Source organism: Gordonia sp. JH63, assembly GCF_009856645.1.
Taxonomy (GTDB): domain Bacteria; phylum Actinomycetota; class Actinomycetes; order Mycobacteriales; family Mycobacteriaceae; genus Gordonia; species Gordonia hongkongensis.
The window spans coordinates 3,149,525-3,173,664 of sequence record NZ_CP047235.1 but is presented as its reverse complement, the minus strand read 5'-3'; the positions used below and the strand labels follow the sequence as shown (position 1 = coordinate 3,173,664).

At 67.3% G+C, this 24,140-nt stretch carries 22 protein-coding genes and 1 pseudogene; 7 read left to right on the top strand and 16 right to left on the bottom strand.

Annotated elements, in window-relative coordinates; translation table 11 throughout:
- The first annotated feature begins 73 nt into the window (after nt 1–73).
- A complete protein-coding gene (locus tag GR168_RS14100) occupies nt 74–1,138 on the top strand; it encodes an IS110 family transposase (protein ID WP_203235857.1) in 1,065 nt (354 codons plus the stop codon).
- A 115-nt stretch (nt 1,139–1,253) separates the two neighbouring features.
- Here the strand turns inward: GR168_RS14100 and eutC are convergent, their stop codons facing one another.
- The 3 genes from eutC to GR168_RS14085 all read right to left on the bottom strand — a co-directional run bounded on the left by eutC (nt 1,254) and on the right by GR168_RS14085 (nt 3,854).
- Nucleotides 1,254–2,057, bottom strand: a complete 804-nt coding sequence (gene eutC / locus GR168_RS14095) for an ethanolamine ammonia-lyase subunit EutC (RefSeq protein WP_065632359.1) — start codon at nt 2,055–2,057, stop codon at nt 1,254–1,256.
- Complete coding sequence (locus GR168_RS14090; RefSeq protein WP_159371004.1) at nt 2,054–3,463, bottom strand: ethanolamine ammonia-lyase subunit EutB; 1,410 nt, start codon at nt 3,461–3,463, stop codon at nt 2,054–2,056. Before GR168_RS14090 ends, eutC begins: the two co-directional genes overlap by 4 nt.
- Before the next feature lie 163 nt (nt 3,464–3,626).
- Nucleotides 3,627–3,854 carry a dodecin gene (locus GR168_RS14085; protein WP_065632361.1) on the bottom strand — a complete coding sequence of 76 codons (228 nt, stop codon included), beginning with the start codon at nt 3,852–3,854 and terminating at the stop codon, nt 3,627–3,629.
- Between the two features lie 113 nt (nt 3,855–3,967).
- On the opposite strand from GR168_RS14085, the gene GR168_RS14080 reads away from it, so the two are divergent.
- Nucleotides 3,968–4,357 carry a YchJ family protein gene (locus tag GR168_RS14080; protein ID WP_159371935.1) on the top strand — a complete coding sequence of 130 codons (390 nt, stop codon included), beginning with the start codon at nt 3,968–3,970 and terminating at the stop codon, nt 4,355–4,357.
- Between the two features lie 7 nt (nt 4,358–4,364).
- On the opposite strand, the gene GR168_RS14075 is transcribed toward GR168_RS14080, so the two are convergent.
- The 4 genes from GR168_RS14075 to GR168_RS14060 form a co-directional block, all read right to left on the bottom strand.
- Nucleotides 4,365–5,297: an antibiotic biosynthesis monooxygenase gene (locus GR168_RS14075; protein ID WP_159371934.1), complete on the bottom strand. Its 933-nt coding sequence runs from the start codon at nt 5,295–5,297 to the stop codon at nt 4,365–4,367.
- 79 nt (nt 5,298–5,376) lie between these two features.
- Nucleotides 5,377–6,774 carry an amidohydrolase family protein gene (locus GR168_RS14070; protein ID WP_159371003.1) on the bottom strand — a complete coding sequence of 466 codons (1,398 nt, stop codon included), beginning with the start codon at nt 6,772–6,774 and terminating at the stop codon, nt 5,377–5,379.
- Nucleotides 6,775–6,967: 193 nt separating this feature from the next.
- On the bottom strand, nt 6,968–7,603 hold the full coding sequence (locus GR168_RS14065) for a DUF2461 domain-containing protein (protein WP_159371002.1): 636 nt from the start codon (nt 7,601–7,603) through the stop codon (nt 6,968–6,970).
- Between the two features lie 2 nt (nt 7,604–7,605).
- Nucleotides 7,606–8,199, bottom strand: a complete 594-nt coding sequence (locus tag GR168_RS14060) for a CHAP domain-containing protein (RefSeq protein ID WP_065632408.1) — start codon at nt 8,197–8,199, stop codon at nt 7,606–7,608.
- A 192-nt stretch (nt 8,200–8,391) separates the two neighbouring features.
- On the opposite strand from GR168_RS14060, the gene GR168_RS14055 reads away from it, so the two are divergent.
- Nucleotides 8,392–9,876: a phospholipase D-like domain-containing protein gene (locus GR168_RS14055; protein WP_159371001.1), complete on the top strand. Its 1,485-nt coding sequence runs from the start codon at nt 8,392–8,394 to the stop codon at nt 9,874–9,876.
- Nucleotides 9,877–9,878: 2 nt separating this feature from the next.
- Here GR168_RS14055 and GR168_RS14050 read toward each other — a convergent pair whose 3' ends face one another.
- From GR168_RS14050 to GR168_RS14020, 7 genes and pseudogenes are all read right to left on the bottom strand, one after another.
- Nucleotides 9,879–10,481: a TetR family transcriptional regulator gene (locus GR168_RS14050; RefSeq protein WP_065632366.1), complete on the bottom strand. Its 603-nt coding sequence runs from the start codon at nt 10,479–10,481 to the stop codon at nt 9,879–9,881.
- The gene (locus GR168_RS14045; protein ID WP_159371000.1) at nt 10,478–11,674 is read right to left on the bottom strand and encodes an FAD-dependent oxidoreductase; all 1,197 of its coding nucleotides are present in this window, start codon (nt 11,672–11,674) and stop codon (nt 10,478–10,480) included. The genes GR168_RS14050 and GR168_RS14045 overlap by 4 nt, the downstream gene beginning before the upstream one ends.
- Nucleotides 11,671–11,850 (bottom strand): rubredoxin, encoded by a 180-nt coding sequence (locus GR168_RS14040; RefSeq protein WP_058251790.1) that lies wholly within the window; start codon nt 11,848–11,850, stop codon nt 11,671–11,673. The genes GR168_RS14045 and GR168_RS14040 overlap by 4 nt, the downstream gene beginning before the upstream one ends.
- A gap of 134 nt (nt 11,851–11,984) precedes the next feature.
- A pseudogene (locus GR168_RS14035) lies at nt 11,985–12,134 on the bottom strand (rubredoxin); the annotation flags it as partial.
- Nucleotides 12,131–13,366, bottom strand: coding sequence for an alkane 1-monooxygenase (locus GR168_RS14030; RefSeq protein ID WP_159370999.1), 1,236 nt, complete (start codon nt 13,364–13,366; stop codon nt 12,131–12,133). The pseudogene GR168_RS14035 and the gene GR168_RS14030, both read right to left, overlap by 4 nt.
- Before the next feature lie 449 nt (nt 13,367–13,815).
- Complete coding sequence (locus GR168_RS14025; RefSeq protein ID WP_159370998.1) at nt 13,816–15,075, bottom strand: HNH endonuclease signature motif containing protein; 1,260 nt, start codon at nt 15,073–15,075, stop codon at nt 13,816–13,818.
- A gap of 1,274 nt (nt 15,076–16,349) precedes the next feature.
- The gene (locus GR168_RS14020) at nt 16,350–16,949 is read right to left on the bottom strand and encodes a hypothetical protein (RefSeq protein ID WP_159370997.1); all 600 of its coding nucleotides are present in this window, start codon (nt 16,947–16,949) and stop codon (nt 16,350–16,352) included.
- Nucleotides 16,950–17,363: 414 nt separating this feature from the next.
- On the opposite strand from GR168_RS14020, the gene GR168_RS14015 reads away from it, so the two are divergent.
- From GR168_RS14015 to GR168_RS14000, 4 genes are all read left to right on the top strand, one after another.
- Nucleotides 17,364–18,974 (top strand): aldehyde dehydrogenase (NADP(+)), encoded by a 1,611-nt coding sequence (locus GR168_RS14015; RefSeq protein ID WP_159370996.1) that lies wholly within the window; start codon nt 17,364–17,366, stop codon nt 18,972–18,974.
- A gap of 25 nt (nt 18,975–18,999) precedes the next feature.
- Entirely contained in the window at nt 19,000–19,932 is a 933-nt protein-coding gene (locus GR168_RS14010) for a 5-dehydro-4-deoxyglucarate dehydratase (RefSeq protein ID WP_159370995.1), read from the top strand.
- Nucleotides 19,933–19,938: 6 nt separating this feature from the next.
- Nucleotides 19,939–21,276 (top strand): glucarate dehydratase family protein, encoded by a 1,338-nt coding sequence (locus tag GR168_RS14005; protein WP_238994902.1) that lies wholly within the window; start codon nt 19,939–19,941, stop codon nt 21,274–21,276.
- A gap of 204 nt (nt 21,277–21,480) precedes the next feature.
- Entirely contained in the window at nt 21,481–22,374 is an 894-nt protein-coding gene (locus tag GR168_RS14000) for a LysR substrate-binding domain-containing protein (RefSeq protein WP_159370994.1), read from the top strand.
- A gap of 140 nt (nt 22,375–22,514) precedes the next feature.
- On the opposite strand, the gene GR168_RS13995 is transcribed toward GR168_RS14000, so the two are convergent.
- Nucleotides 22,515–22,910: a universal stress protein gene (locus GR168_RS13995; protein ID WP_159370993.1), complete on the bottom strand. Its 396-nt coding sequence runs from the start codon at nt 22,908–22,910 to the stop codon at nt 22,515–22,517.
- Complete coding sequence (locus tag GR168_RS13990) at nt 22,910–23,950, bottom strand: 2-hydroxyacid dehydrogenase (RefSeq protein ID WP_159370992.1); 1,041 nt, start codon at nt 23,948–23,950, stop codon at nt 22,910–22,912. Before GR168_RS13990 ends, GR168_RS13995 begins: the two co-directional genes overlap by 1 nt.
- Nucleotides 23,951–24,140: the final 190 nt, after the last annotated feature.

Genomic DNA, 24,140 nt, shown 5'->3' with positions numbered 1-24,140 from the left:
GTGACTCCTCACTGTCGTGTCCACCCGCCCCGGCGAGGTCATCCAACACCGCAGTGAAGGAGACATCGCCAGAATGACCGAGACCGCAGTGGATATGCAAGTGGTCGTACTCGGAGTCGACACCCACCAACAAACCCATCACGCAGCGATCATCGACACCCTCGGCCAGCCGTTGGCCGATCAGGAATTCTCGGCCACCGCCGCCGGCTACCGGCAGCTGCTGGAGTGGGCCCGCACCCACGGCCGCCTCGAGCAGGCCGGGGTCGAATCCAGTGCCTCCTACGGTGCCGGACTAGCCCGGGAATTGACCGCGAACGGTGTCGAGGTGATCGAGATCAACGCCCCGGATGTGCGGGCGCGGCGAGCCCACGGCAAGTCCGATCAACTCGATGCCTACGCCGCGGCGATGGCGGTGCTCACCGGTCGGGCCAGCGGCCACGCCAAAGACACCTCAGGTGTCACCGAATCGATCCGAATGCTGTATGTGGCAAGGAGAATGGCGGTCGATCACCGCACCCAACTCGGTGACCAGCTACGTGATCTGTGCACCACCGCACCCGATGAATTCGCTGACCAACTCAAAACCCGCACCACCACCCCGCAGCGACTCGCACTGGTCGAATCGTGGACGGCCCCGGCGTCGTTGACCGACCCGCGTGCAGCGTTCGTGTTCGCGGCGAAGTCCATTGCCGGGCGGTATCGGCAGACCCACCGGGAGGTCACCACGCTGACCCGCGAGTTGAAGACGTTGTTGAAGGCGTTGGTGCCGACGGTGCTGGCGCTCCCTCAGGTCGGTCCGATCACTGCCGCGCGGTTGCTGATCACGATCGGGCAGAACGCCCAGCGGATGCGTACCGAAGCGACGTTCGCCAAACTCGTCGGCGTCGCGCCGTTGCCGGCCTCCTCAGGTAAGACCGTGCGTCACCGCCTCAACCGTGGCGGTGACCGTGGCGCCAACAGCGCGCTGCACATGATCGTCGTCGGACGCATCAAATCCCACGCCCCCACCCGCGCCTACCTCACCCGCCGCGAGAACGAGAAAACGAAGAAAGAAATCATCCGATGCCTCAAACGCTACGTCGCCCGCGAACTCTACAAAGCCTTCACCACCGACCTCGGAGCGCTTGACAATCTATAGGACCATCTCGTCGCTTGCGCTCCTCGCACCTCAGGGAGCAATGGTTGTGTCGTCCTTTCGGATCAGCGAGCAGAAGGAGGCTCGCTTCGCTCGCACCTCAGGGAGTGAAACGCACTCACGACTCGTGCGGGAGTGCCTCCGCGTCGTCGATCTGCGCGAGGGCGTCCGTGCGCGACATGTCCTTCAGTGCGACACCGGATCGTCCGAGTTTCCGGGCGCCGTCGATGAGCGCGGCAGTCGTCCGTGCGGCGACGTCGTAGTGCAGACCGTCGGGCGGGTGGATGTTCGAGATGCAGTTCCGGTCGGAGTCGGCGCGTCCCGGCCGGGGGAGGTGGGTGAGATAGACGCCCAGGCTGTCGGCGACCGAGAGGCCGGGACGCTCGCCGATGATCACGATGAGCGTGCTGACGCCGAGCGCCTCGCCGATGTGATCACCGAGGGCGACGCGGGCCTCGGTCGCGATGACCGGCGGCGCGATCGAGTACCGGCCGTCGAATTGACGTAACAGTGCCGCGACCAGGCCGCCGCCGTGATCGGTGAGGGCCCGCGGTGACAGTCCGTCGGCCAGCACGATCCCGATCTCGGCGTCGGCGTGCGGGAGCTGCGAGAGATCTTCGGGTAGCCGGCCGAGGTCGGGTCGGCGCAGGTACTCGCTGCGCGTTGCCGCGCGACTCCGGACCACGATCGGGGGATCGAGGTCGAGTTCGCCGATCGCGCGCGTGAGATCCTCGACGTCGAGCGGCTCGTGGACGGCGTCGCGGGCGACTGCGTGAGCGGACTGGAACTCGAGAACTCGTTGCGACGGAAGCGAATTGCCCGCGCGTCCGAGTCCGATCCGGGCCTGTGTGCTCCGGCGCAGCTCGGTCCAGGGGTCCGGGGTCGGCTGATCGTCCGCGGGTGCGGGCTGGGTCGGCGTCATCGCCCGGACGCCAGTGGCAGGAGTGGGGATTCGCCCGGATCGACCGGCAGGATGCGACCGGCGCCGTCGGTCATGCCGAGACGCGCCAGCCAGGATTCGAACTCCGGCGCGGGCCGCAGTCCGAGTGCCTCACGGACATAGAGGGCGTCGTGAAACGACAGGCTCTGATAACCGAGCATCACGTCGTCCGCCCCGGGCACGGCGATGACGAACGCGGCGCCGGCGACGCCGAGCAGGGTGAGCAGCGTGTCCATGTCGTCCTGGTCGGCCTCGGCGTGATTGGTGTAGCAGACGTCGACACCCATCGGGAGCCCGAGCAGCTTGCCGCAGAAGTGATCTTCGAGTCCCGCGCGGATGATCTGTTTGCCGTCGTAGAGATATTCGGGTCCGATGAAGCCGACGACGGTGTTGATCAACAACGGTTTCAGCATCCGCGCCACCGCGTAGGCCCGCGTCTCCAGGGTCTGCTGGTCGACCGGCTTGCCGCCGGTGCCGAGATGCGAACCGGCCGAGAGCGCCGATCCCTGACCGGTCTCCAGGTACATCACGTTGTCGCCGACGGTTCCGCGGCGCAGCGACCGGCCCGCCTCGTCGGCCTCGCGCAAGATGTCCAAGGTGACGCCGAACCCCTTGTTGGCGCCCTCGGTGCCCGCGATGGACTGGAACACGAGATCGACCGGCACCCCCTGCTCGATGAGGTCAACCGTGGTCGTCACGTGCGACAGCACGCACGACTGCATCGGGATCTCGAAACGCTGCCGGATGTCATCGAGCATGTGGAGCAGGTCGGCGGTCGCCCGCGGCGAGTCCGACGCCGGGTTGATCCCGATGACCGCGTCGCCGCAGCCCATGAGCAGGCCGTCGAGGGTCGCCGCGGCGATGCCGCGTGGGTCGTCGGTGGGGTGGTTGGGCTGTAGGCGCGTCGCGATTCGGCCGGGCAGTCCGATGGTCGTGCGAAAGGCGGACGTCACCCTGGTCGCCGCCGCCACCAGGATCAGGTCCTGGTTCCTCATGATCTTCGACGCGGCGGCCACCATCTCGGGGGTCAGTCCGGGGCCGACGCGGGCGAGCCGTTCACCGGCATCGGATCGGGTGGCGATCTCCAGCAGCCAGTCCCGGAACCCGCCGACGGTCAGGTCGGCGATCTCGGCGAACGCGGTCCGGTCATGGGTGTCGACGATCAGTCGGGTCACCTCGTCGGACTCGTACGGCACCAGCGGCTGGTCGAGAAATCGGCTGAGTGGCACATCGGCGAGTTGCCATGTGGCCGCGGCACGTTCGGCGTCGGAGTCGGCGGCGCAACCAGAAAGTTCATCGCCGGATCGGCGTGGGGTGGCCTTCGCCATGAGTTCGACGAGGCCGTCGAACTCATAGGTGGTGCCGGCGATCGTCTGTCTGTACTTCATCGGATCGACCGGCCGGGGAGGAGCTGAGTGCGCGTCATGATCCCCCGAAGTCTAGGTTCGGACCCGACCGGGCGCATGCCGAACGCGGGCGTCTCCTCGCACCGTCGGGGCCGAGATCGGTGCGTTCCTCACCGCCGCGAACTCACGGCGGTGAGGTCGCGTGTCACTGTGCCGCGTCGGCAGAGGACTCGAGCGTGAAACCGATCTTCAGCGTGACCTGGAAGTGCGCGATCTGACCTTCCTCGATGTGGCCGCGGGTCTCGGTGACCTCGAACCAATCGAGATGCTTGACGGTCTGCGAGGCACGAGCGATCGCGTTACGAATGGCGTCGTCGGTGCCGGTCGATGACGATCCGACCACTTCGATGACTCGATACACATTGTCCGACAAGGTAATCGCTCCAATCGTGAGAACATCTGGGCATAGTCCGCGGTGGGTCCGCAGCCCGGGCGGGCCGCCACTCCTGTCTACCCTACGATCGAGGGGTGAAACGCGGTTCGGAAATGCGGGACGTCCCCGAGAGATGCCCGTGCACGTCCGGCTTGTCGCTCGGCGACTGCTGCGGTCCCGTTCTCGCCGGTGAGCGGGCCGCGCCGACCGCAGAGACGTTGATGCGTTCGCGTTTCACCGCTTTCGCGCTCGGCGATCGGAATCATCTGCTCGCGAGCTGGCATCCCGACACCCGCCCCGCCGCACTCGATCTGGACGAGTCGATGCGTTGGTACCGCCTCGACATCGAGTCGAGTAGTGGCGGTTCACTGTTCGAGGTCGAGGGAGAGGTCACGTTCACGGCCCACTATCGGCGAGGTGCGGAGCGTGGATCGCTGCACGAGCGCAGTCGCTTCCTCCGAGCGAACGGCCGCTGGCTGTACGTCGACGGGATCGTGGGGTGAGCCGAGATCAGGCGTCGGCGTAGTCCCAGAACTGGAGCCACGTCACGTTGGCGAACACCGTCAGACACAGGAGGTAGAGGAGCAGGACCGTAGCCGCTCCCGCGATGTTGCTCCGCCAGTTGCTTCCGTCGACCGGATCGAGCCACCGCCGGAACGGGCGCGAGGCCCATGGCATCAGCCACCACTGCATGAGCGAGACGCTGACCACCTGGCTCAGCCACAGTGCCAGCCACGGCTCCGCACCGAGACGATCGAGTGTCGGGCCGAGGAACCTGGAGAGGGTCATCACGGTCGGGTACAGGACCAGCAGCACCATCATCGCCGACTTCCAATTCGGTGTCTGCAGAATCCGGCCGCGATCGGTGCGCACCGTGGTGCCGAAGGCCGTCGTACTGGCCATCGTTTCGAAATCATGGGTCAGGCTCGAACGCAACCCGGCGAGCGCTTCGCTGCGTCGGCTCGACGAGACCCAGGACGCCAGCTGACGGTCCGTGCGGAACCGCAACACCGACAGCGATGTCTCCTGCTGCGCATCGACGAACAGCGCGGTGCCCTCGTAACCGCCGAACTCGCTCGCCGAGTTGGTCAACACGTGTTGTGCCGCAATGAATTCGGGCACCGCTCCGGTGACGATGTCGTGCCGGAACGCGCCGACACCGGGCGGGGGCGACCGCCCGTCGACGAGTTCGAGCACGGGCGTCGCCGGTAGCCAACCGCGCGCTCGTCCGGCATCGAGCGCCGCGCGGTGACCCGAGCTGTCGAGCCAACGGTCCAGGGCGTCCTCGTCGACGAAGGTGGTGGCGACCGCCGGGTCGAAATGTCCGTCGGTCACCGCCGAGATCGCGACACCCAGACAGCCGTCGGAGTCGGTGGCCGACGCGGCGAGTGTCGCGGCCCACTCCGCGAAATCGCCGGTGTCGCCGGCGTGGAAGACCGACACCGCGATGATCGCGGTGCCTGTGGCGTCGTGGGTGGTGACGATCGTCGTGTCCTCGGGTCGCCGATTCATGGGCTGCCGGTCAGACGGTGACCCGACGCCCCTGGACGTAGACCTCGGCGATGGACGACTCGCGCAGGCCCATCAGCAGGCCGAACAGGGTCTGGTCGCGGGCGAGATCGGCATCGTCGGACCGGACGGCGTTCTCCAGCGTGGACTTCAGGGCGTCCACGGGTTCGATGACCAGGAAGTCGGCTTCCTTGCCCTCATCGAAGTTGCCGAAACGGTTCTCCATGTCGAGTGCCCGGGCCCCGCCGACGGTCCCGATGAACAGCATCTCGGCAGGGTGCATCGACACCCCGGCGTCTCCGGGCTCGGTGATGTGCTGTTTGAAGGCATCTCCGAGTACGCGCGGGACGAGCCATTCGTCGCCGCCGCCGAAATCGGTTCCGGCGGAGATGTTCACACCCGCCGCCACGGTGCGCTTCCACGGCATCGTGCCGGATCCGAGGAACAACTGAGACACCGGACAATGCGAGATCGAGGTACCGGTTTCGGCCATGCGCGCGAGTTCGGCGTCCTGGCAGTGCACGCAGTGCGCGAGGATGGTCCGCGGACCGAGCAGGCTCTTGCCGCCGACCTGCGATCCGGGCAGGAACTTCCCGTCATAGGTGTCGAGGTAGGAGTCGACCTGGTACACCTCCTTGGTGGTGTCCACCTCTCCGGTGCCGGGACGGTTGTTCTCGTTGAGGTGGCTGTGGACGTAGACGCCCTGCTCGCGGTATTCGTCGTAGAGGTCACCGAGGTTCTTCAGCGTCTCGGTGGTCACCGAGAGAGAGAACCGCGGGACGATCGCGACGTGGAGCAGCGCCGTCCGGTAGTCGCCGGTGTCGGCGGCATGCCACTTGTCGATCTCGGCCCGGGTGAGGCGGATCGCCTCCTCCTCCGAGGTCAGCAGCGGCTTGGCGGTGTCACCGCCGACGGTCTGGATGCCGCGGCCGGCCACGATACGCAGCCCGGCCTTCTGGGTCTCGGTGAACAGGGAATCCTGGGCGTGGGGGAAGGCGGAACCGAACACCATCATCGCCGTCGTACCCGCGGCGACCCGTCGCCTGGTGAACTCGACCGCGGCGGCCTGGGCGAATTCGTGGTCGGCGAACTTGGATTCGGACGGGAAGATGCACAGATTGAGCCATTCGAGCAGTTGCCCGCCGCCGTAGGAGTCGCCGGCGTAGGTCTGCGGGAAGTGGATGTGGGTGTCGACGAAGCCCGGGATGAGATACCCGCTCGGGTGCTCGTGCGCCTCCGCGCTCGCGAATTCGGAAGGGAGCTCGGATCTCTCGCCGGCGAACTTGATCGTGCCGTCGTCGCCGACCACCAGAGCTCCGTCGGGTATCGATACCAGCGCGTCCACCGCCTCGGTGATCGCGGGACTGCCGGCGAGATGGAAGATGTGCCCGTAGTGGACGGTGTCGGTCATCGGTGCTCCTCGGGCATCGGGGTCACAAACTCGGATCGTCATCGGAGGTCCACCCGGGTGCCTGTGATCGTCCTCGGATCTCGGACGCGGTCGGCGACCAGTATCACCCGCCTCCCGTTGCACGCGCGCGCCAACCGTCGAAGTCGCCGTCTGATCGTTTCCATGTGGCGCGCGAACCGGTCGGTGCGGGCTCTCAGCTACCGGTGCGGGCCGCGATCCACTCGACGAACGGGACCGTCGCCCGCCAGTCCCGCCGCACCCGATCGACGAGTTCCGCGGAATGGATGATCTCGTCGAATCCGTAGTCCCGACCCACCGACAGCGATCGGTGGCGGAGCAGTTCGATTCGCGGGTGGGCGACGTCGTACCCGCGAGGTGCGGTCTTCAGCCGGTCCCCGGCGATCTCCCAGCCGTCCCCCGTGAGCCGCCGGAGCAGGCTCTCGAGCTTGGGTCCGCTGCGGTCGTGGTCGATGGACTTCCGAATCTCGGCGAGCCGGGCCGGGGTGGCCTCGTAGAAGCCCGCGCCGACGCGAACACCCGGTGCGCCGATCTGCACGTAGTACCCGGTGGCCGGGGCCACGGCGACGAACGCGCCCTGATGGGTCTTGTACGGCGCTTTGTCCTTCGAGAACCGGACATCGCGGTGCGGTCGGAAGATCTTGGCCGGGCCGAACTCGTCGGCCAGCGCGTCGGTCAGGGCGCGGATGGGTTCGGCCACCGCGGCACGGTAGGTGGCCTTGTGGGCCTCCCAGAACACCTTGGAGTTGTCGATCTCCAGATCGTCGTAGAAGTCGAGGGCGGCCTCCGGGAACCCGGTGAAGTCTGTCATCGTCACCCCGGCAATCCGCGGCCGAATCCGACGACACCGCCGTCGGAGCGCCAGTCCAGCGAATGCACCCGGATGCGGCCCATCTCGTTGCCCCCCACGGTGACGGCGGACTCACCATCGACTGCGACGACGATGTTGGTGTGCTGTCCGAATCCCGACGACCGGTCGTAGAGCACGACGTCGCCCACTCGGGGCGGTTGCTCGCCGACCGCGTCGAACCGACCGGCGGCCTCGTAGTATTCCTGCAGCGTGTACACCCCGGGGATGCGCCAGTGACCGGAGTGGGGGTTGACCAGCGGATTGCCGGCCGTCCGCATGATCCAGCTCACGAAGTTCGCGCACCACGGTTCGTCGACGCCCTCGGAGTAGAACGTCCCGGGACGCTGAGCGGTGTGTTCGTGGCGCACCGCCTCGACGACGCGTCGCTGGGCCGGCGTGAGTTCCGCGGCGTCGATCTGCGGGAACTCGGCGGTGTCCCAGGGCAACCACCGTTCGGGTACGGCCCGCCATGCGACGAGACCGACGCCCGCGACGACGATCACGACCAGCGCCGCGGCGATCACCGTCCGCCGACCGCGTCGACGCACCGGGCGCATGCCCGCACCGTCTGCGGGTCGGTCGGCAGTCGTGTCGGCGCTCACCTCGACGAGTGTAGGCATCGTCCGTGGCCGCGCCTCGTTCCTCGTCCCCGCCGACGTTCGCCCGGCGCCTCGCCCGCGCGGGCGACATGCGCGCTTGGCACAATGGGCGCCGGTCGGGGGGCCAAGGCGATTCAAGGAGCGAACGCGGTGGACGAGTCAGATCACGAGCCGATCCTGCGTGCCGGGGACACGTGCCGGGAGATCGCGACCGCCGACCGCGTCGCATGCATCGTCGACGCGGCGGACTACTTCCTGCACGCGAAGTCGGCGTTGCTGCAGGCCCGGCGCCGCATCGTCCTCATCGGTTGGGACGTGGACACCCGGATCCGGCTCGATCCGCGGACCGCCGACGACGAGGTCCCCGACGTGCTCGGTGACTTCCTGAGGTGGCTCATCGACAACCGTCCGGAACTGGAGATCCACGTCCTGCGCTGGAGCACCGGCGCGTTCACCGGAATCCTGCGCGGAGTCGCGCCGCCCTTCGTCCAGGATCTGCTCACCGGCCGTCGTCTGCACTACCGGATCGACGCCGCCCACCCCGTCTCCGCCGCGCATCATCAGAAGATCGCGGTGATCGACGACCAGTTCGCGTTCTGTGGCGGCATCGACATGACGGTGAACCGGTGGGACACTTCGGAACATCTGTCGCACAACGAGTTTCGCCGGGATCCCGATGACCGGCCGCATGGGCCCTGGCATGACGTCACGGTCGCCCTCGACGGCGACGCCGCGCGCGTGGTCGCGTCTGTCGCGCTCGACCGGTGGGAGGCCGCCACCGGCGAGAGCCTCAAACCCCTCGTCGACACCGACGGCCCCGACATCTGGCCGACGGATCTCGACGTCACGTTCACCGACTGCGACGTCGCGGTGGCCCGGACGATTCCGCAGTACGACGACCGGCCCCAGGTCGAGGAGATCCGGCGCCTGTACCGTGCGGCCTTCGCCGCGGCCCGCCGCACGATCTACATCGAGAGCCAGTACCTGGCGGCGCGCGAGGTCGCGGACGCGCTGGCGGAACGACTCGCCGAGCCCGACGGGCCCGAGATCGTCCTGGTGCTGCCGAGGCATGCGGACAGTCCGGTGGAACGGCTCGCCATGGACGGTGCGCGGCACAAATTGCTGCAACTCCTGTGGCGCGCCGACAAGTACGACAGATTCCGCGCCTTCTACCCCGTGACGGCCGAGGGGGACCCGATCTACGTGCACGCCAAGGTGCTCATCGTCGACGACGTCCTCCTGCGCATCGGATCCTCGAACCTCAACAACCGGTCGCTCGGATTCGACAGCGAGTGTGACGTCGCCATCGAGGCCGATCCGAACGACCCTGCCGACGGCGACCTGAGCGAGACGATCCTGTCCATGCGCACGCGGTTGTTGTCCGAGCATCTGGGCGTCGACCACGAGGTGTTCGACGATGCTCTGGCACAGGAGAACTCACTCGTCGGGGCGGTCGATCGGCTGACCGGCCCGGGCCGGACACTCGAGGCTTTCGATCACGAGACGATCGACGGCGAGGAGTCCCTCATCGCGGAGAACGAACTCGTGGACCCGGAGGACGCGCGGATCGGCACGATCGACCGCATCTACCGCGCGGTGATCCGTCGAGGCACGCGGAACCTGCTGCGGCGCTGACGTCACACCCGCGTGCGGGCCGCCTCGATGGCGGGGGCGATGACCTCGGCGAGGTCGGATGCGACGTCGCGATCGCCCTCCGGGGGCATCGCGATGTAACTCAGCGCCATCCTGGTGATCGCGCGCGAGATCCGCACGACGTCGGACTCCGGCATCGACAGCCACTCGGACTCGCGGAAGGCCTCGGCCAGCCGGTCGGCGGCCGTGGTGATGATCGGTGCCGCATCGGTGGTGATCAGCTTCATCAGATCGGGTTTGGCCTCGCCGGACAGCAGCGAGGCGATCAGCGGGTCGGTGGCGACTCCGGCGAAGAATTCACCGAACCCCTTGTGCAGGGCCTCGGTGACGTCGTCGACGGAACTCGCCAAGGAATCTGCGACATGGCCGGCGAAACGGCCCGCCAACCGCACCGCGTAGCCCTGCGCGAGGCCGTAACGGGAGCCGAACTCGTTGTAGACGGTCTGGCGGCTGACCCCCGTCGCGGCGGCGACATCGGACATGCGCACCGCCGCCCAGTCCCGGTCCAGCAGCAGGTCGTGCAGTCCGTCGAGCAGCGAATTGTGCAGCAGGGCTTTGCTGTCCTGCGCATAGTTGCGAGTCGTCATCCGTGCGCACCGACCGGCTGAAGAGATGACTCGATCTCGGCGCGCAGGGATCGTCCCGAGCCGCCCCTGCCCAGGCAGACCGCGCCGACGAGACGACTTCCGGCGAAAGCCCGCACGACAGAGCAGGAGTCGTCCAGGTCGACCTCCACACGATCTCCCGATGTCGGCCACCCGACGATCTGGATGTTGGTCGTGTACTGCATCGTCCAGGCCAGTGGCACACGCGGTACCGCAGTGCTGATGCCGGTGTCCAGCCCGAGGTCGGCGGCGATCGTCATGGCGACCAGTCTGCCGTGCTCGGTCGCGGTGAGCCACTGCTCGGCACGCATCGGTGCGCCCGTCAACGGATGGGGCCGCGCCGCGACGTCGCCGGCCGCGTAGACGCCGGGGACCCCGGTTCGCAGCGAATCGTCGACGACGATCCCGGCCGCATCGACGGGAATCCCTGCGCTGCGCGGCAATTCGAGATCGGGCTTCATTCCGATCGCGCTGATCACCGTTCCGGTCAAGGTCCGCCCGTCCGCCAACGTCACGGACTCGGCGGTGATCGTTGTGGGCACCACGCCGGTGAGGATCTGCACCCCGCGTTCCCGGTGCAGGGTCGCCACCGCCTCGGCCACCGTTGCCGGAACGACCCGTGACAACAGCGACGTCTCGCGCTCGATGACGGTGACGCGCGAACCGTCTCCGGTCGACGCCAAGGCTCCGGCGATCTCCAGTCCGATCAGTCCGCCGCCGAGAACGATCACCGGCCCGTCCTGGATCGCGTGCCGGAGCTCGGCCGCGTCGTGCCGGGTGCGCAGGGCGAGCGGGGACGACGTCGTGCCGGGGAGTCGCCGGGCACGCCCTCCGGTGGCCAGGACCAGCGCGTCGTAATCCACTTGGGAGGAGTCGGCGAGGCAGACCCGCCGCGACGAGGTGTCGACGTCGGCGACGCGCGTCGAGGTCACGATCTCGATGCCCCGATCCGACCAGTACCCGGGCGGACGGAGCGTGATCTTGGCGTCCGTCAGGTCGCCGTCGACGAGGTTCTTGCTCAGCGCCGTTCGTCGGTAGGGGAGTTGTGGCTCGTCCCCGAACACGGTGATTGTTCCGTCGAAACCGTTGGAACGCAGCGACTCCGCAGCCGTGATGCCGGCTACGCCGGTGCCGACGATCACCACCGAACCGCCCCGGGTGGTGCCGGCGCTCACGGACGGGCCACCTCGACCATCTCGAAATCGGCCTTGGCAGCACCGCAGTCCGGGCAGCTCCAGTCGTCGGGGATGTCGGCCCAGCGGGTGCCCGGCTCGATGCCGTCCTCCGGCCAGCCGAGCTCTTCGTCGTACTCGAAACCGCAGACCTCACAACGGAAGAGCTTGAAGTTCATCGCACAGAGTTCCCTTCGCTGATTTCATCCGGCCCGCTCGCTTCGCTCTCGGCGCCGCTGGGGTCATTCGGCCCGCTCGCTTCGCTCCCGGCGCCGAGATCATCCGGCCCGCTCGCTTCGCTCCCGGCGCCGAGGAAGTCGATCTTCTCCCGCACGCCGCAGTCGGGGCACGGCCAGTCGTCGGGAATCGTGGCCCAGGGCGTGCCGGGCGGGAATCCCTCCCGGGGAGCGCCGACGGTCTCGTCGTAGACGTAATCGCAGACCGGACAACGGAAGGTGCTCATCGCGGCGACACCCCGTGCTCGGCCAGGACGCGTTCGCGGCGGTGCGGTGCGATGTTGATCCGTTCGACGTCTCCGTCGTAGTGGTCGAGCACCCGCTTGTCCATCACCCGCCGCCAGATCGGCGGGAAGTAGGCGAGCGTGATCATGCTCGCGTATCCGCTCGGCAGGTTGGGCGCGCCGTCGAAGCTGCGCAGCGTCTGGTACCTCCGGGTGGGGTTCGCATGGTGATCGCTGTGGCGCTGGAGGTGGTACAGGAAGATGTTGGTGCAGATGTGGTCGGAGTTCCAGCTGTGCTCGGGCGTGCACCGCTCGTAGCGGCCGGTCCGCGTCTTCTGGCGGAGTAGACCGTAGTGCTCGAGGTAGTTCACGGTCTCCAGCAGTGAGAAACCGTAGACGGCCTGGATCACGAGGAAGGGGAGGATCTCCCAGCCGAAGATCGCGGTGAGCGCCCCCCACAGCACGATCGACATCGCCCATGCGTTGAGGACGTCGTTGCTCGGATGCCAGAAGGGCTTGCCCGCCCGCTCGAGGCGTTTGCGCTCGAGTTCGACGGAGGACGTGAGGCTTCCGCAGACGCTACGGGGGAGGAAGCGCCAGAACGACTCTCCGAAACGGGAGCTGGCCGGATCTTCGGGCGTCGCGACCCGCACGTGGTGCCCACGGTTGTGCTCGATGTAAAAGTGACCGTAAAACGTCTGGGCGAGAGTGATCTTCGACAACCAGCGTTCCAGATCGTCCTTCTTGTGCCCCAGTTCGTGAGCGGTGTTGATTCCGATCCCGCCCATCGCGCCGATCGACAGCGCCAGCCCGATCTTCGACGCGAGCCCGAGCCCGCCGTCGATGCCGAGCCAACTGAGGTCGTCGGCCGTCCACAGGTAGCAGGCCATCACGAGACTCGCGAGCTGGAACGGGATGTACACGTACGTGCAGTAGCGGTAGTACTTGTCGTTCTCCAGCTGCTCCATCAGCTCTTCGGGCGGATTCGATCCGTCGGGCCCGAAGAACACGTCGAGGATCGGGAGCAGGACGTAGACGAGTAGCGGCCCGATCCACCACCACACCGGCGACACGACGTCGAAACCATGGCCGATCGCATTGAAGCCGGCGACGAGACCCATTGCGAGAAAGATCGACGTCGGTGGGATCAGGCCGAGCAGCCAAAGATGGCGTTTGCGGTCCTTCCACTCGGCGGCGGAGTCATCCGCGGTGAACGGGGTCGGTGCGGTACTCATACGCGCTCCTGTCTGGGCGGGCTGTGTTCTACGCCACTAGACATTAACTGCGACAATGTCCGTTGTCTAGACAGTGACGTCGATTTGTAAAGAAGCAACGCTGCGGGGACGCACGACGAGGACCTGGGCGGCAGGAAGGTTGCTCGCCGACGCGTGCGGCAGTTCTTGTGTTCTGGAGTTCGGCGCGGGTTCGCGCATGCCTACGTGGTCACGAACCGCGCCGTGAGGCTGTTGCCTGTGCGACTGCCGCCGTCATGGTGCTCGACCGAGGTCTGTTCAGTGATCAACGTCGACGTCGGGTTCGGCTGCCCGGAACCCGCTCCCGCTCGAATGGCCGAGTGGGAGCGGGTCGGTCGTGTTCCGCTGTGGAGTTGTCAAAGTACGGATGCGGTCCCGGGTATGGCCCGGGTGCGGAGGGTGCTACGCGAAAGTGGTTGTCGGACGGCCGGTCAGGCGGCGTCGTCGAGGCGCATGGTGCGGCGGTTGTAGGCGGGTAGTGGTCGGCGGTGCGGGTCGATCGAGGTGGGTGGGACGAGCCAGGGGTGCCGGTCGAATCCCATGACGATGTCCCAGCCGTGGTGGTGGACCTGGGTGTGGCAGCGCTGGCACAGCAGACACCCGTTGTCGAGGTCGGTGGCGCCGCCGTCGGCCCAATGGGTGACGTGGTGGACCTGTGTATGTGACGGTGGCGCACCGCATTTGATGCAGCAGGCGTCGCGGACGAGCATTGCTTTGCGCAGGTGCGCCGGGAACAAGCGGTGGGTGTGGCCCATCTGTAGCGGTACGCCCTCAGCGTCGAGAATGATCTCCGTCAGCGAGCCGTCGCACGACGCTTGTTTCGCGGTGGCATGGCTGACCGGCCCGGTCCACGGCAGCGACGCCAGGTCTCCGGTCGCGGGGATCGTCAGCATCAGTTGCGTGCGTGGGCTTCCGACGGTGTCGATGGTCGCGCCGATCGCTGCTTGATCGAGGATCAACTCGAAAGCGTCGGCGCGGCGTTGCTCGGCGGTGCGTCGATCCTCGGTGCCGTCGGGTTCGCGCCGCGGACAGGACCGTTCGTCGATCATCGCCATGAACTTCTCACCGACCACCTGGGTGAGGTCGGCACGGACTTCGACGCGGCCGTCGTCGGTGGTGTAGGCGTTGACCGAGTTCAGAGATGGGTCATCGGCGGCGGGGAGGCCGGCCTCGGTGTCTTCGACCAGCGTGTTGCCGGTGGCTCGGGCATGCTTGAGCACTTCTGTCGGTGTCGCGCCCGACAGTGCTTGGGCGATGAGTTCGAGTTCGTATCGCGAGCGATCGTCATCGGAAAGGCTGTCGTGACAGCGCTTCTCGATCACGTTCATGCCGCGCACGATGGCGTCGACCAGCTCACTGGATAGTCGCCCGTCGGCGGCGTGACGCGCCAGTGTTGGCAACGCCCGCAGGGCGTCGACACTTCGCATGGTGCGGTCGGCGGCGGTCGGCGCATGGCCTGACTCGATCAGCATCTTCTTGGTGGTACTGCCGGCTTTCCGAGCGACGCCAAGGTCGTCGAGTTGTGCTGTGTGCGTAACGATCTGATGGTCGATGGTGTTACGCATAAGCCGCAGTGTGTTCAACGCGTCGAATGTCGCTGTGCCGGTTGGGTCGTCGGCGGGCGGTGTGGTGTCGATGAGCTGATCGAGGAGAGTGGCAAGCTCTGGCATGACTCCAAGATACCGGAACATGCGTTCGATTTCGAGGGAATTCCACAAGCCGAGAACCGTGAATTCATCGACTGTGCAGTGTTTTTCGTCCACTGTGCGTCCATTCCGTTGGCTGTGCGCATGTCGTGGCCAGTGGTTGGATCGAGTCACTCCAGTTTGGATTACGCCCGAACCTGGGACGCATTTCGGAGCGGGGTTGTTTCCAAATCCAGGCGCCGAGCGGACTGGCGTGGCCGGAACGGCGATAGATGTTGGGGGCGAGGGGTTATCGTCCGGATCGGCGATCAACGATCTTCGGATGCCGCCCAGTATGCGGAAATGGCTGTCGCCGAGATCCTGACCGGTCGTCGAAACCGTCGCCTCAATAGCGTGGGCAATACTTAAGACCGGCGGAGCCGTCGTGCCGCCTAACCGGGGCCCAAGGTCGGCAGTCCTTCGAGGTGGAGAAGCTGTGCCACCGCGACGTCGCCTACCGCAACTTTGCGGTGAAGACGCGTCTGTTCAGGTAGCGATGTGGGCGCGTTGGCTGTTGAGGGCGTATCCCTCGGGTGTGGCCGGCCGGCGAGTCTCGGCCTGGTCCAGTGAGGCATTCTTGTGGCGCCCCGTGGGTGGGTGCGCGGCGGGGCTACGACCCGGTGTCTTCCGGTCGCGGTGACCCTCCGGGTCCGGGGTGGTGAGGCCGTGGTCGGACTGGTATCCGGCGGTCTCCATACGATCCGATGCCGGCGGTCGTCGCCGGCGGTTCGGGTCGGTGGAAGTCGATAGACGTCGGCCGATGTCCGGTCCGGGCGGCCCCAGTCTCGGGGGCGTCGAACTCGATTCGCGGAGGGGTCTTTCGACGACGAGTCGTCGGCGGGAGCAAGTGCGTGGAGAGAGTCCGCACCGACCTCCACCAGTGTGCGCGGCGGTGAACTCGTTGATGGAACGAGCCGTGACGTACATCGATCAACCCATCATTGGGCCCCGGCCGGTCAGGTTCGGCGGGTCATCGAGGGGCTCGGCGACGTGAGAACTCATTGGTTTGCTGCATCTCAGCGGCCAGGTAGCGACGTCGCCACCGGACTGGACACGCGCTCCGCATTGTCGAGAAGCGCGCTTGACCGGGTCGGGCGTTCGGCGCCGATTGCCGACACGGTCACTGACGGCAGCCGACCTTCTAGGGCACGGTGCATGCCGGGCCCACCGCCGAACGCGCGTCCGCAAGCCGGAAGAAGCAGAAAATCCCCAACCCCGCACGCGGAGTTGGGGATTCTGCAGCATCTGGGACCCGACTAGCGAGGCCCTGCTCGCTGGTCTTACGGAGTGTTGATCCAGTTCAGGATCGACTGCCCGGCGCGGGGGTCGCCGTTGTTGATGCCGATGACCGCTCCGATGGCCGCGCCGACGCCCGCACCCCAGACACAGCCGACGATGATGATGCAGCCGATGATGAGGCCGGCGAGAGCGCCGATGGCGGTGGTGACGTTGCCGCCGCGGTTCCACCCGTTGGTGATGTGCCAGATCATCTGCTGGTAGGCGCGGTCCTTCTTGGCCGAGGCCGGGCGGACGCCGGCAGCGATCGCCGCGCGGGCTTCGGGGGTGAGGATCGGGGTGAACGTCGCCTGGGTGCGGTCGGCGGAGACCTTCGCGCGCATCGGGACAGCGGCGCCGTCGAACGGCAGCACCAGTCCGATCCGCTCGATGGTCCGTCCGTGTGAGTCGACGACCCGGAGTTCCTGCTCGCCTGCGACGAACGTCGCGTTGCGGAGCTGGGAGGTGATGGAGGTCCCGTCGGCGGATGCGCTGGAGAAGTGGGACGGCGCCGCGGGCGCGGGAGCGCCGTGTGCGGTGCCGTAGGAGACGGTGAGTGCCGAGATGGCCAGGGCCATGACGGCGAGGAGGCGAATGCGCTTCATCGGTTCTGGATTCCGCTTTCGTCGAATGGGTGGTGTGCCCGCTCCGACAGCCGCCGCTCGCCGTGGCTCGGCGATGTGCGGTATGTCGGATTCGGCGCAGTGATTGTCCCACTGTCGACTGCTGTTGGTCCGGTACGCGGCGCGGCGTGGGCCGGCCGGATGACGTATCGGCTGACAAGCGAGCGCGTCCCGACTGAACCGGACACCTGGGTCGATTCACTCTGAGCATTGAAGACGTCCATATTTGACTTGGACATGTATGGATCGTGGGTTCTACGGTCGGGGCAAGGCCGAGCTCACCGCACAGCCGCGCCGACGGCGACCCGCCATCGAGAGCAGATGACACCTCTCTCGTGGCGCCGCCGCGGCCGGGCTACCTCGGCGGAATGCCAACGCACAACGGATGGGACCACGATGACCATTGCGCAGCACCCCGCACCGCTGACGACGCAGGACCTCACCGGACAACTGATCATCGCGGGTGAGCGGGTGACCGGCGCGGGGAAGGCCGTCCACGGCGTGGACCCGACGACAGGCACTCGTCTCCTGCCCGCGTACACACACGGAACCCCAGCCGACGTCGTCCGTGCCACCGCTGCGGCCGCGGAAGCGTTCGGACCGTATCGCGCCACCTCGTCCGAAGAACGGGCGCGGTTCCTCTCGACGATCGCGGACAACCTCGATGCGGCGACCGAGGTCCTCGTCGAGCGTGCCGTGGCCGAGACCGGACTCCCGGCGGCGCGGATCACCGGTGAGGTGGGACGGACGTCGGGTCAGCTCCGGTTGTTCGCCTCGGTGCTGCGCGAGGGCAGCTGGCACGGCGCCCGTATCGATCCCGCACGGCCGGATCGGACGCCGCTGCCGCGCGCCGACATCCGGCAGCGCAAGGTGCCGCTCGGACCCGTCGCCGTGTTCGGCGCCAGTAACTTCCCGCTCGCGTTCTCGGTCGCCGGCGGCGACACCGCGTCGGCATTGGCCGCCGGATGTCCCGTGGTGGTGAAGGCCCACGACGCCCATCCCGGCACATCGGAACTGGTGGGACGTCTGATCACCGAGGCGGTGGCCGCCACCGGAATGCCTGCCGGCACCTTCTCCCTGCTCTACGGCAGCGGGCCCGACCTGGGTATCGCCCTCGTGACCGACCCGCGCATCAAGGCGGTGGGCTTCACCGGGTCGCGTTCGGGCGGAACGGCTCTCGTCGCCGCTGCGGCGTCGCGAGCCGAACCCATCCCGGTGTACGCAGAGATGAGCTCGATCAATCCGGTCTACCCGCTGGAGGGGGCGCTGCGTGCCGATGCCGCCGGCCTCGGCCGCGCATTCGTCGGCTCGCTGACGATGGGTTCGGGACAGTTCTGCACCAATCCCGGCCTGGTCATCGCGGTCGACGGTCCCGATCTCGATGCATTCATCGCCGCTGCCGCGGAGGCGATCGCCGCCTCGACGCCGACGCCGATGCTGACCCCGGGGATCGCCGCGAGCTACGCCTCCGGCGTGGAGGAGTTCGGTTCGGCCGCGGAGGTTCTCGCCCGATCGGCGGAAGCGACGGGTCCGAACACCTGCGCCGCCGCGCTCTTCGGCACGCGGGCCGAGACCTTTCTCGCTTCGGAGACGTTGCAGCAGGAGATCTTCGGGTCGTCGAGCCTCGTGGTGCGGTGTCGCGACCTCAAGCAGGTGCGGGAGGTGACCGCCGAGCTCGAAGGTCAGCTCACCGCGACCGTGCATGCCGCGGACTCCGACCTCGACGACGCCCGGGTGCTTCTCGAGGCACTCGAACTCAAGGCCGGGCGAATCCTCTTCAACGGGTGGCCAACCGGCGTCGAGGTCGGACACGCGATGGTCCACGGCGGACCGTATCCGTCCACTTCCGACAGCCGTAGCACCAGCGTCGGGTCGCTCGCCATCGAGCGTTTCCTGCGGCCGGTGGCCTATCAGGACGTTCCGACGACGCTGTTGCCGGACCCCATTGCCGACGGAAACCCCGAACAGATCTGGCGCCGTGTCGACGGCGAACTCATCCGCGACTGATCCTCACCCCATCCAAGGAGTCCCAATGCTCAACGGCGTCTTGTTCTTTCCCGTCACACCCTTCGACAGCAGCGGAGAGGTGGACTACCGTCGCCTCGCCGAACACATCGACCGCGGGGTTGCCGCCGGTCCCGGCGGCGTGTTCGTCGCCTGCGGCACCGGCGAATTCCACGCCCTCGGACTCGAGGAGTTCGGGCGGATCGTCCGCTGTGCGGTCGAGACCGTCGCTGGTCGCGTCCCGGTGTTCGCCGGTGCCGGCGGCTCCCTCGTCCAGGCCCGCGAGTTCGCGGTGAGTGCGAAGGCCAATGGGGCCGACGGCATCCTGCTCCTGCCCCCGTATCTGGTGACGATGCCGCCTGCCGGCCTCGCCGAGTACACGCGGTCGGTCGCGGCCTCCACCGATCTGCCGCTCATCGTCTACAACCGCGGCAACGCCGTGTTCGACGAGGCGTCGGCCATCGAGGTCGCCAAGCTGCCGACGGTCATCGGGTTCAAGGACGGCACCGGTGACCTCGACAACGTGTCGCGCATCGTGATCGCGGTCAAGGAAGCACTCGGGGACAGCAAGGAGTTCCTGTTCTTCAACGGCCTGCCCACCGCCGAGATCACCCAGCAGGCCTACCGGGCCATCGGTGTCACGTTGTACTCGTCGGCGACGTTCGCGTTCGCCCCGGAGCTGGCCCTGGCCTTCTACAACTCGTTGGAGAACGGCGACGTCGAGCTGACCGAGGCGTTGCTACGAGACTTCTTCCACCCCTTGGTCCGGCTGCGCAACAGGGTGCCGGGATATGCGGTCGCACTCGTGAAGCACGGTGTGACGATGGAGGGCATCGAAGCGGGTCCGGTGCGCGCGCCGCTGGTTCAGCCGACACCTGAGCACCAGGCCGAGCTCGAGCGGATCACCGCCGCCGGGCGCGCCGTCCTCGCGACGACGCTCGCCGCGCAGGCCACGGTCTAAGAACTCATGTCGACGAACACCTTCCAGTCGGTGCCGGTCGGGACCCGAACCGTGTCGAGTCCTAAGACCGACACCACGATCACCGAGGTCACGGTCACCCCGGTCGCCTTCGTCGACCCGCCGCTGCTCAACACGGTGGGTGTGCACCAGCCCTACGCACTGCGGGCGATCATCGTGATCGAGACGGCCGGCGGAATCCGCGGGCTCGGCGAGACCTACGCCGACACCGCTCATCTCGCGCGGATGGAGGCCGCCGCCGAGGCGATCATCGGACTCGACGCCTTCGCGCTCCACAACCTGCGCGATGCCATCGACCTGCGGGTCTCGACCCTGTCGGTGACCGGGGGCGACGGAGTGGCCGGCATGATCACCACGGCCAGCACCACCGATCGTGTCTTCTCGCCGTTCGAAGTAGCGTGCCTCGACATCCAGGGCAAGGTCCTCGGTCGGCCGGTCAGTGATCTGCTCGGCGGCCGCGTGCGGGACCGGGTGCCGTTCAGCGCCTACCTGTTCTACAAGTGGGCGGCCCACCCCGGCGCGGCCGGGACCAACGGACTGCCGGACGAGTGGGGCGAGGCCGTCGATCCGAGCGGCCTGATCCGGCAGGCGCACCGGATGATCGACCGCTACGGCTTCACCGCGATCAAACTGAAGGGCGGCGTGTTCGCCCCCGACGAGGAGATCGCCGCGATCAAGGCGCTGCACGCCGAGTTCCCCGGGATCCCGTTGCGCCTGGACCCCAATGCGGCGTGGACCGTGGAGACCTCGCTGCGCGTCGCGGCGGAACTCGAGGGCGTCGTCGAGTACCTGGAGGACCCGACCCCGGGCCTCCACGGTATGGCGCGCGTCGCCGAGCAGGCGTCCATGCCGCTCGCGACGAACATGTGCGTGGTCGCCTTCGATCACCTCGAACCGGCGGTGCGCAAGCGGTCGGTCTCGGTCGTCCTGTCCGATCACCACTACTGGGGCGGCCTGCAGCGGTCGCGTCTCCTCGGCGGTATCTGTGAGACCTTCGGACTCGGCCTGTCGATGCACTCCAATTCGCACCTGGGCATCAGCCTCGCCGCGATGGTGCATCTCGCGGCTGCGACACCCAACCTCACCTACGCCTGCGACACCCACTGGCCGTGGAAGACCGAGGATGTGGTGAAGCCCGGCGTCCTGGGCATCGTCGACGGTGCAGTGCCGGTCCCGACCGGCCCAGGTCTGGGCGTCGAACTCGACGACGAGTCGCTGGAGGCCCTGCACCAGCAGTACCTCGACTGCGGCATCCGCGACCGGGACGACACCGGCTACATGCAGTCCATCGATCCGGGCTTCGTGAACTCCAGCCCGCGGTGGTGAGCGTTTGCACGAGCACCGCCGCGGCGGTTGGGTGAACTCCAGCCCGCGGTGGTGAGCGTTTGCACGAGCACCGCCGCGGCGGTTGGGTGAACTCCAGCCCGCGGTGGTGAGCGTGGGCGAACCCTCGACCGTCACCCTTGAAGTGGGTTAGCGTCATCCACGCCACTCCGCAGATCGCGGGGTAACGATGCCGAAAGTGGATCGATGTTCTCTCTCTCGCGCCTCACTTGCTTCATCGCGGTCGCCGAGGAGCTGCACTTCGGCCGAGCGGCCGAGCGGCTCCACATGACGCAGCCCCCGCTCAGCAGGCAGATCCAGCAACTGGAGCACGAACTCGGCGTCCAGTTGATCGAACGCAGCAGTCGGGCGGTGTCGCTGACGGCGGCCGGCGCGGCCTTCCTACCCGACGCACGACGCATCGTCGCGCTCGCGGAGGGGGCGGCTCTGACGGTCCGCCGCGTGCCTGCGGGTGATCTGGGCACCGTGAACATCGGTTTCACGGGGGCGTCGGCGCGTGCGGTGTTGCCCCGGCTCATGCAGACGGCCCGCGAGAAGCTACCCGACGTTCGGCTCGTCTTGCGGGAGATGGTCACCATCGCGCAGGTCGAGGCACTGGTCCGCGGTGATCTCGACCTCGGCATCGTCCGCCCGCCGATCTCTCGCCCAGGTGTGAACTCCCGTCCGCTGCACCATGAGCGCCTGGTCGCCGCCCTGCCCGCCGATCATGAGTTCGCCGACGTCGAGCACCTCGCGATCGAGGACTTCGACGGTCAGGCGGTCATCATGTACTCGCCCACCGATGCGCGGTATTTCAATGAATTGCTGATCAGCACCTTCACCGCGGTCGGGGCGTCGCCTCGATATGTTCAATACGTCACGCAGGTGCACACCATGCTCGTCCTGGTGCACTCCGGGCTGGGCATGGCGCTGGTTCCGGAGTCGGCCATGACCATGCATCCCGACGGGGTGGTGTTCAAAGAGGTGACCGCAATCCGCGATCGTCCCGTGCAGATGAACATCGCCTGGCGCGCCGACAATACCAACCCGGCTCTTGCGCGGTTGATGAGAGACGTTCTCCCCGAACGGGAATGGATCTGACGGCGACCTCGGACGAGTTCGTCGACTGTGCACCGGATCCCGTTGACGACCCCACCTCGGCGGCCTCGACGGGCAGCGGCGGACTCGCTTCGCTCGTTCGACGCTGCTCGACCAGCAGGGGTTGCGGTGGAAAAGCCCGATCAGACCGCGGCGCGCACGGGCGGTTTGACCGCGACCACCGGGCACTGTGCGTCGAGCAGCACACGCTGGACGACGCTGCCGGTCAGTAGTTTTCCGACCGGTGAACGCCTGCGCTGGCCGATCACCAGGAGCTCGGCTGCGTCGTCGTACGATGCGTCGATGAGCTGGTCGGCGTGCGAGAGGCCTGGATCGTTCTCGGCGACGCGGTATTCGACGTCACCGGCCTGAGCCACCTCACGCGCGTTCTCCAGGTCGACCAGGAACTCCGGTGACGAGGCGTTGTCGCCATCGGCCACGATCACGACGTCGGTGCCGCGCATGCGGGCCTCGGCGAAGCCGAACGGGAGTGCGCCGCGCCCCTCGGGTGTCGGTAGGTAGCTGAGGACGACAGACATCAGATGTCCTTTCGCAGAGCGTGATTCGGTGCGACGACCGGTGTCGACAGGTCGCCGGTCCGCAGGAAGGTCGCGAGGTTGGCGAGGGTGAGTTCCTCCATGGCGGCACGTGTCTCGACCGTTCCGCTCGCGAGGTGGGGGAGAAGTACGACGTTGTCCATGGACAGCAGCGCCTCGGGCACCTCCGGCTCGTGCGCGAACACGTCGAGCCCGGCGCCGGCCAGTCGGCCGCGCCGCAGCAGGTCGACGAGGGCGTCCTCGTTGACGACGCTGCCGCGCGCCACATTGATGAGGAAGCCGTCGGCGCCCAGCGCCTCGAGGACGTCCCGGTCGACGAGATGGCGCGTGTCGGCACCGCCGGCGGCGGCCACGATCAGCACGTCGACCTGGGTGGCGAGCTCGGCCGGCGACGCCGCGTAGCGATACGGTGAGCCGTCGACCGGGCGGCGGTTGTGGTAGGTGATCCGGCACCCGAAGGCGGTCAGGCGGTGGGCGATCGCCGAGCCGATACGGCCCAGCCCGAGGATGCCGACGTCGGTGCCGGAGACCTTCCGGGTGAGCGGAACGTTCCCTTCCACGGGCCAGCGACCGGCTCGGACGAACCGATCGGCCGCGGCGAGACCGCGCATCGTGTCGAGGAGTAGTCCGACTGCGGTGTCGGCGACGCAGTCGGTGAGGACGTCCGGGGTGTTGCTGACGCCGATGCCGAGCTCGGCGGCACGGGCGACGTCGGTGGTGTCGTAACCGACGCCGAAGTGGACGATGGCGCCGAGGTTCGGGAGCTCGGCCATCAAGCCGGCGTCCACCCCAGTTCGTCCCGAGGTCACGACCGCGGTCACCGCGTCGGCGTTGCGCGCGAGGAAGGCCTTCCGCGCCTCCCGGTCATCGGGCAGTCGCTGGGCGCCGTAGGTACCTTCGAGACGCTCCTCGAGCGAGGGCTTCAGCGGGCCGACGCGGAGGACAGAGCCGTGGAACGACGAAAGGTCCTTCAGCCCAATGGTTTCCGTTGCCGTCGCGGTGCCGGCCGAACTGCTCGTCATGCTTGACCTCCAGGAGTGCAGGACACAGACCGGTCCTTCGGTGGATGTGGTCAACGCTAGAAGTGCCACGGATACCTGTCCAACACGCAAATAACATGGACCGATACTCAAACTGTATTGATACGGGGTTGTCGATTCGTCCAGCGCAAGAGAGCAGCGATGAACCGTCAGGTCAGCGGTGGTTTCGACT

Excerpts from the sequence above, each read along its gene's own strand:
- GR168_RS14100 (WP_203235857.1), top strand. The coding sequence starts at position 74 with ATGACCGAGACCGCAGTGGATATGCAAGTGGTCGTACTCGGAGTCGAC.
- eutC (WP_065632359.1), bottom strand. The coding sequence starts at position 2,057 with ATGACGCCGACCCAGCCCGCACCCGCGGACGATCAGCCGACCCCGGAC.
- GR168_RS14090 (WP_159371004.1), bottom strand. The coding sequence starts at position 3,463 with ATGAAGTACAGACAGACGATCGCCGGCACCACCTATGAGTTCGACGGC.
- GR168_RS14080 (WP_159371935.1), top strand. The coding sequence starts at position 3,968 with ATGCGGGACGTCCCCGAGAGATGCCCGTGCACGTCCGGCTTGTCGCTC.
- GR168_RS14070 (WP_159371003.1), bottom strand. The coding sequence starts at position 6,774 with ATGACCGACACCGTCCACTACGGGCACATCTTCCATCTCGCCGGCAGT.
- GR168_RS14065 (WP_159371002.1), bottom strand. The coding sequence starts at position 7,603 with ATGACAGACTTCACCGGGTTCCCGGAGGCCGCCCTCGACTTCTACGAC.
- GR168_RS14060 (WP_065632408.1), bottom strand. The coding sequence starts at position 8,199 with ATGCGCCCGGTGCGTCGACGCGGTCGGCGGACGGTGATCGCCGCGGCG.
- GR168_RS14050 (WP_065632366.1), bottom strand. The coding sequence starts at position 10,481 with ATGACGACTCGCAACTATGCGCAGGACAGCAAAGCCCTGCTGCACAAT.
- GR168_RS14040 (WP_058251790.1), bottom strand. The coding sequence starts at position 11,850 with ATGAACTTCAAGCTCTTCCGTTGTGAGGTCTGCGGTTTCGAGTACGAC.
- GR168_RS14030 (WP_159370999.1), bottom strand. The coding sequence starts at position 13,366 with ATGAGTACCGCACCGACCCCGTTCACCGCGGATGACTCCGCCGCCGAG.
- GR168_RS14025 (WP_159370998.1), bottom strand. The coding sequence starts at position 15,075 with ATGTTCCGGTATCTTGGAGTCATGCCAGAGCTTGCCACTCTCCTCGAT.
- GR168_RS14020 (WP_159370997.1), bottom strand. The coding sequence starts at position 16,949 with ATGAAGCGCATTCGCCTCCTCGCCGTCATGGCCCTGGCCATCTCGGCA.
- GR168_RS14015 (WP_159370996.1), top strand. The coding sequence starts at position 17,364 with ATGACCATTGCGCAGCACCCCGCACCGCTGACGACGCAGGACCTCACC.
- GR168_RS14010 (WP_159370995.1), top strand. The coding sequence starts at position 19,000 with ATGCTCAACGGCGTCTTGTTCTTTCCCGTCACACCCTTCGACAGCAGC.
- GR168_RS14005 (WP_238994902.1), top strand. The coding sequence starts at position 19,939 with ATGTCGACGAACACCTTCCAGTCGGTGCCGGTCGGGACCCGAACCGTG.
- GR168_RS14000 (WP_159370994.1), top strand. The coding sequence starts at position 21,481 with ATGTTCTCTCTCTCGCGCCTCACTTGCTTCATCGCGGTCGCCGAGGAG.
- GR168_RS13995 (WP_159370993.1), bottom strand. The coding sequence starts at position 22,910 with ATGTCTGTCGTCCTCAGCTACCTACCGACACCCGAGGGGCGCGGCGCA.
- GR168_RS13990 (WP_159370992.1), bottom strand. The coding sequence starts at position 23,950 with ATGACGAGCAGTTCGGCCGGCACCGCGACGGCAACGGAAACCATTGGG.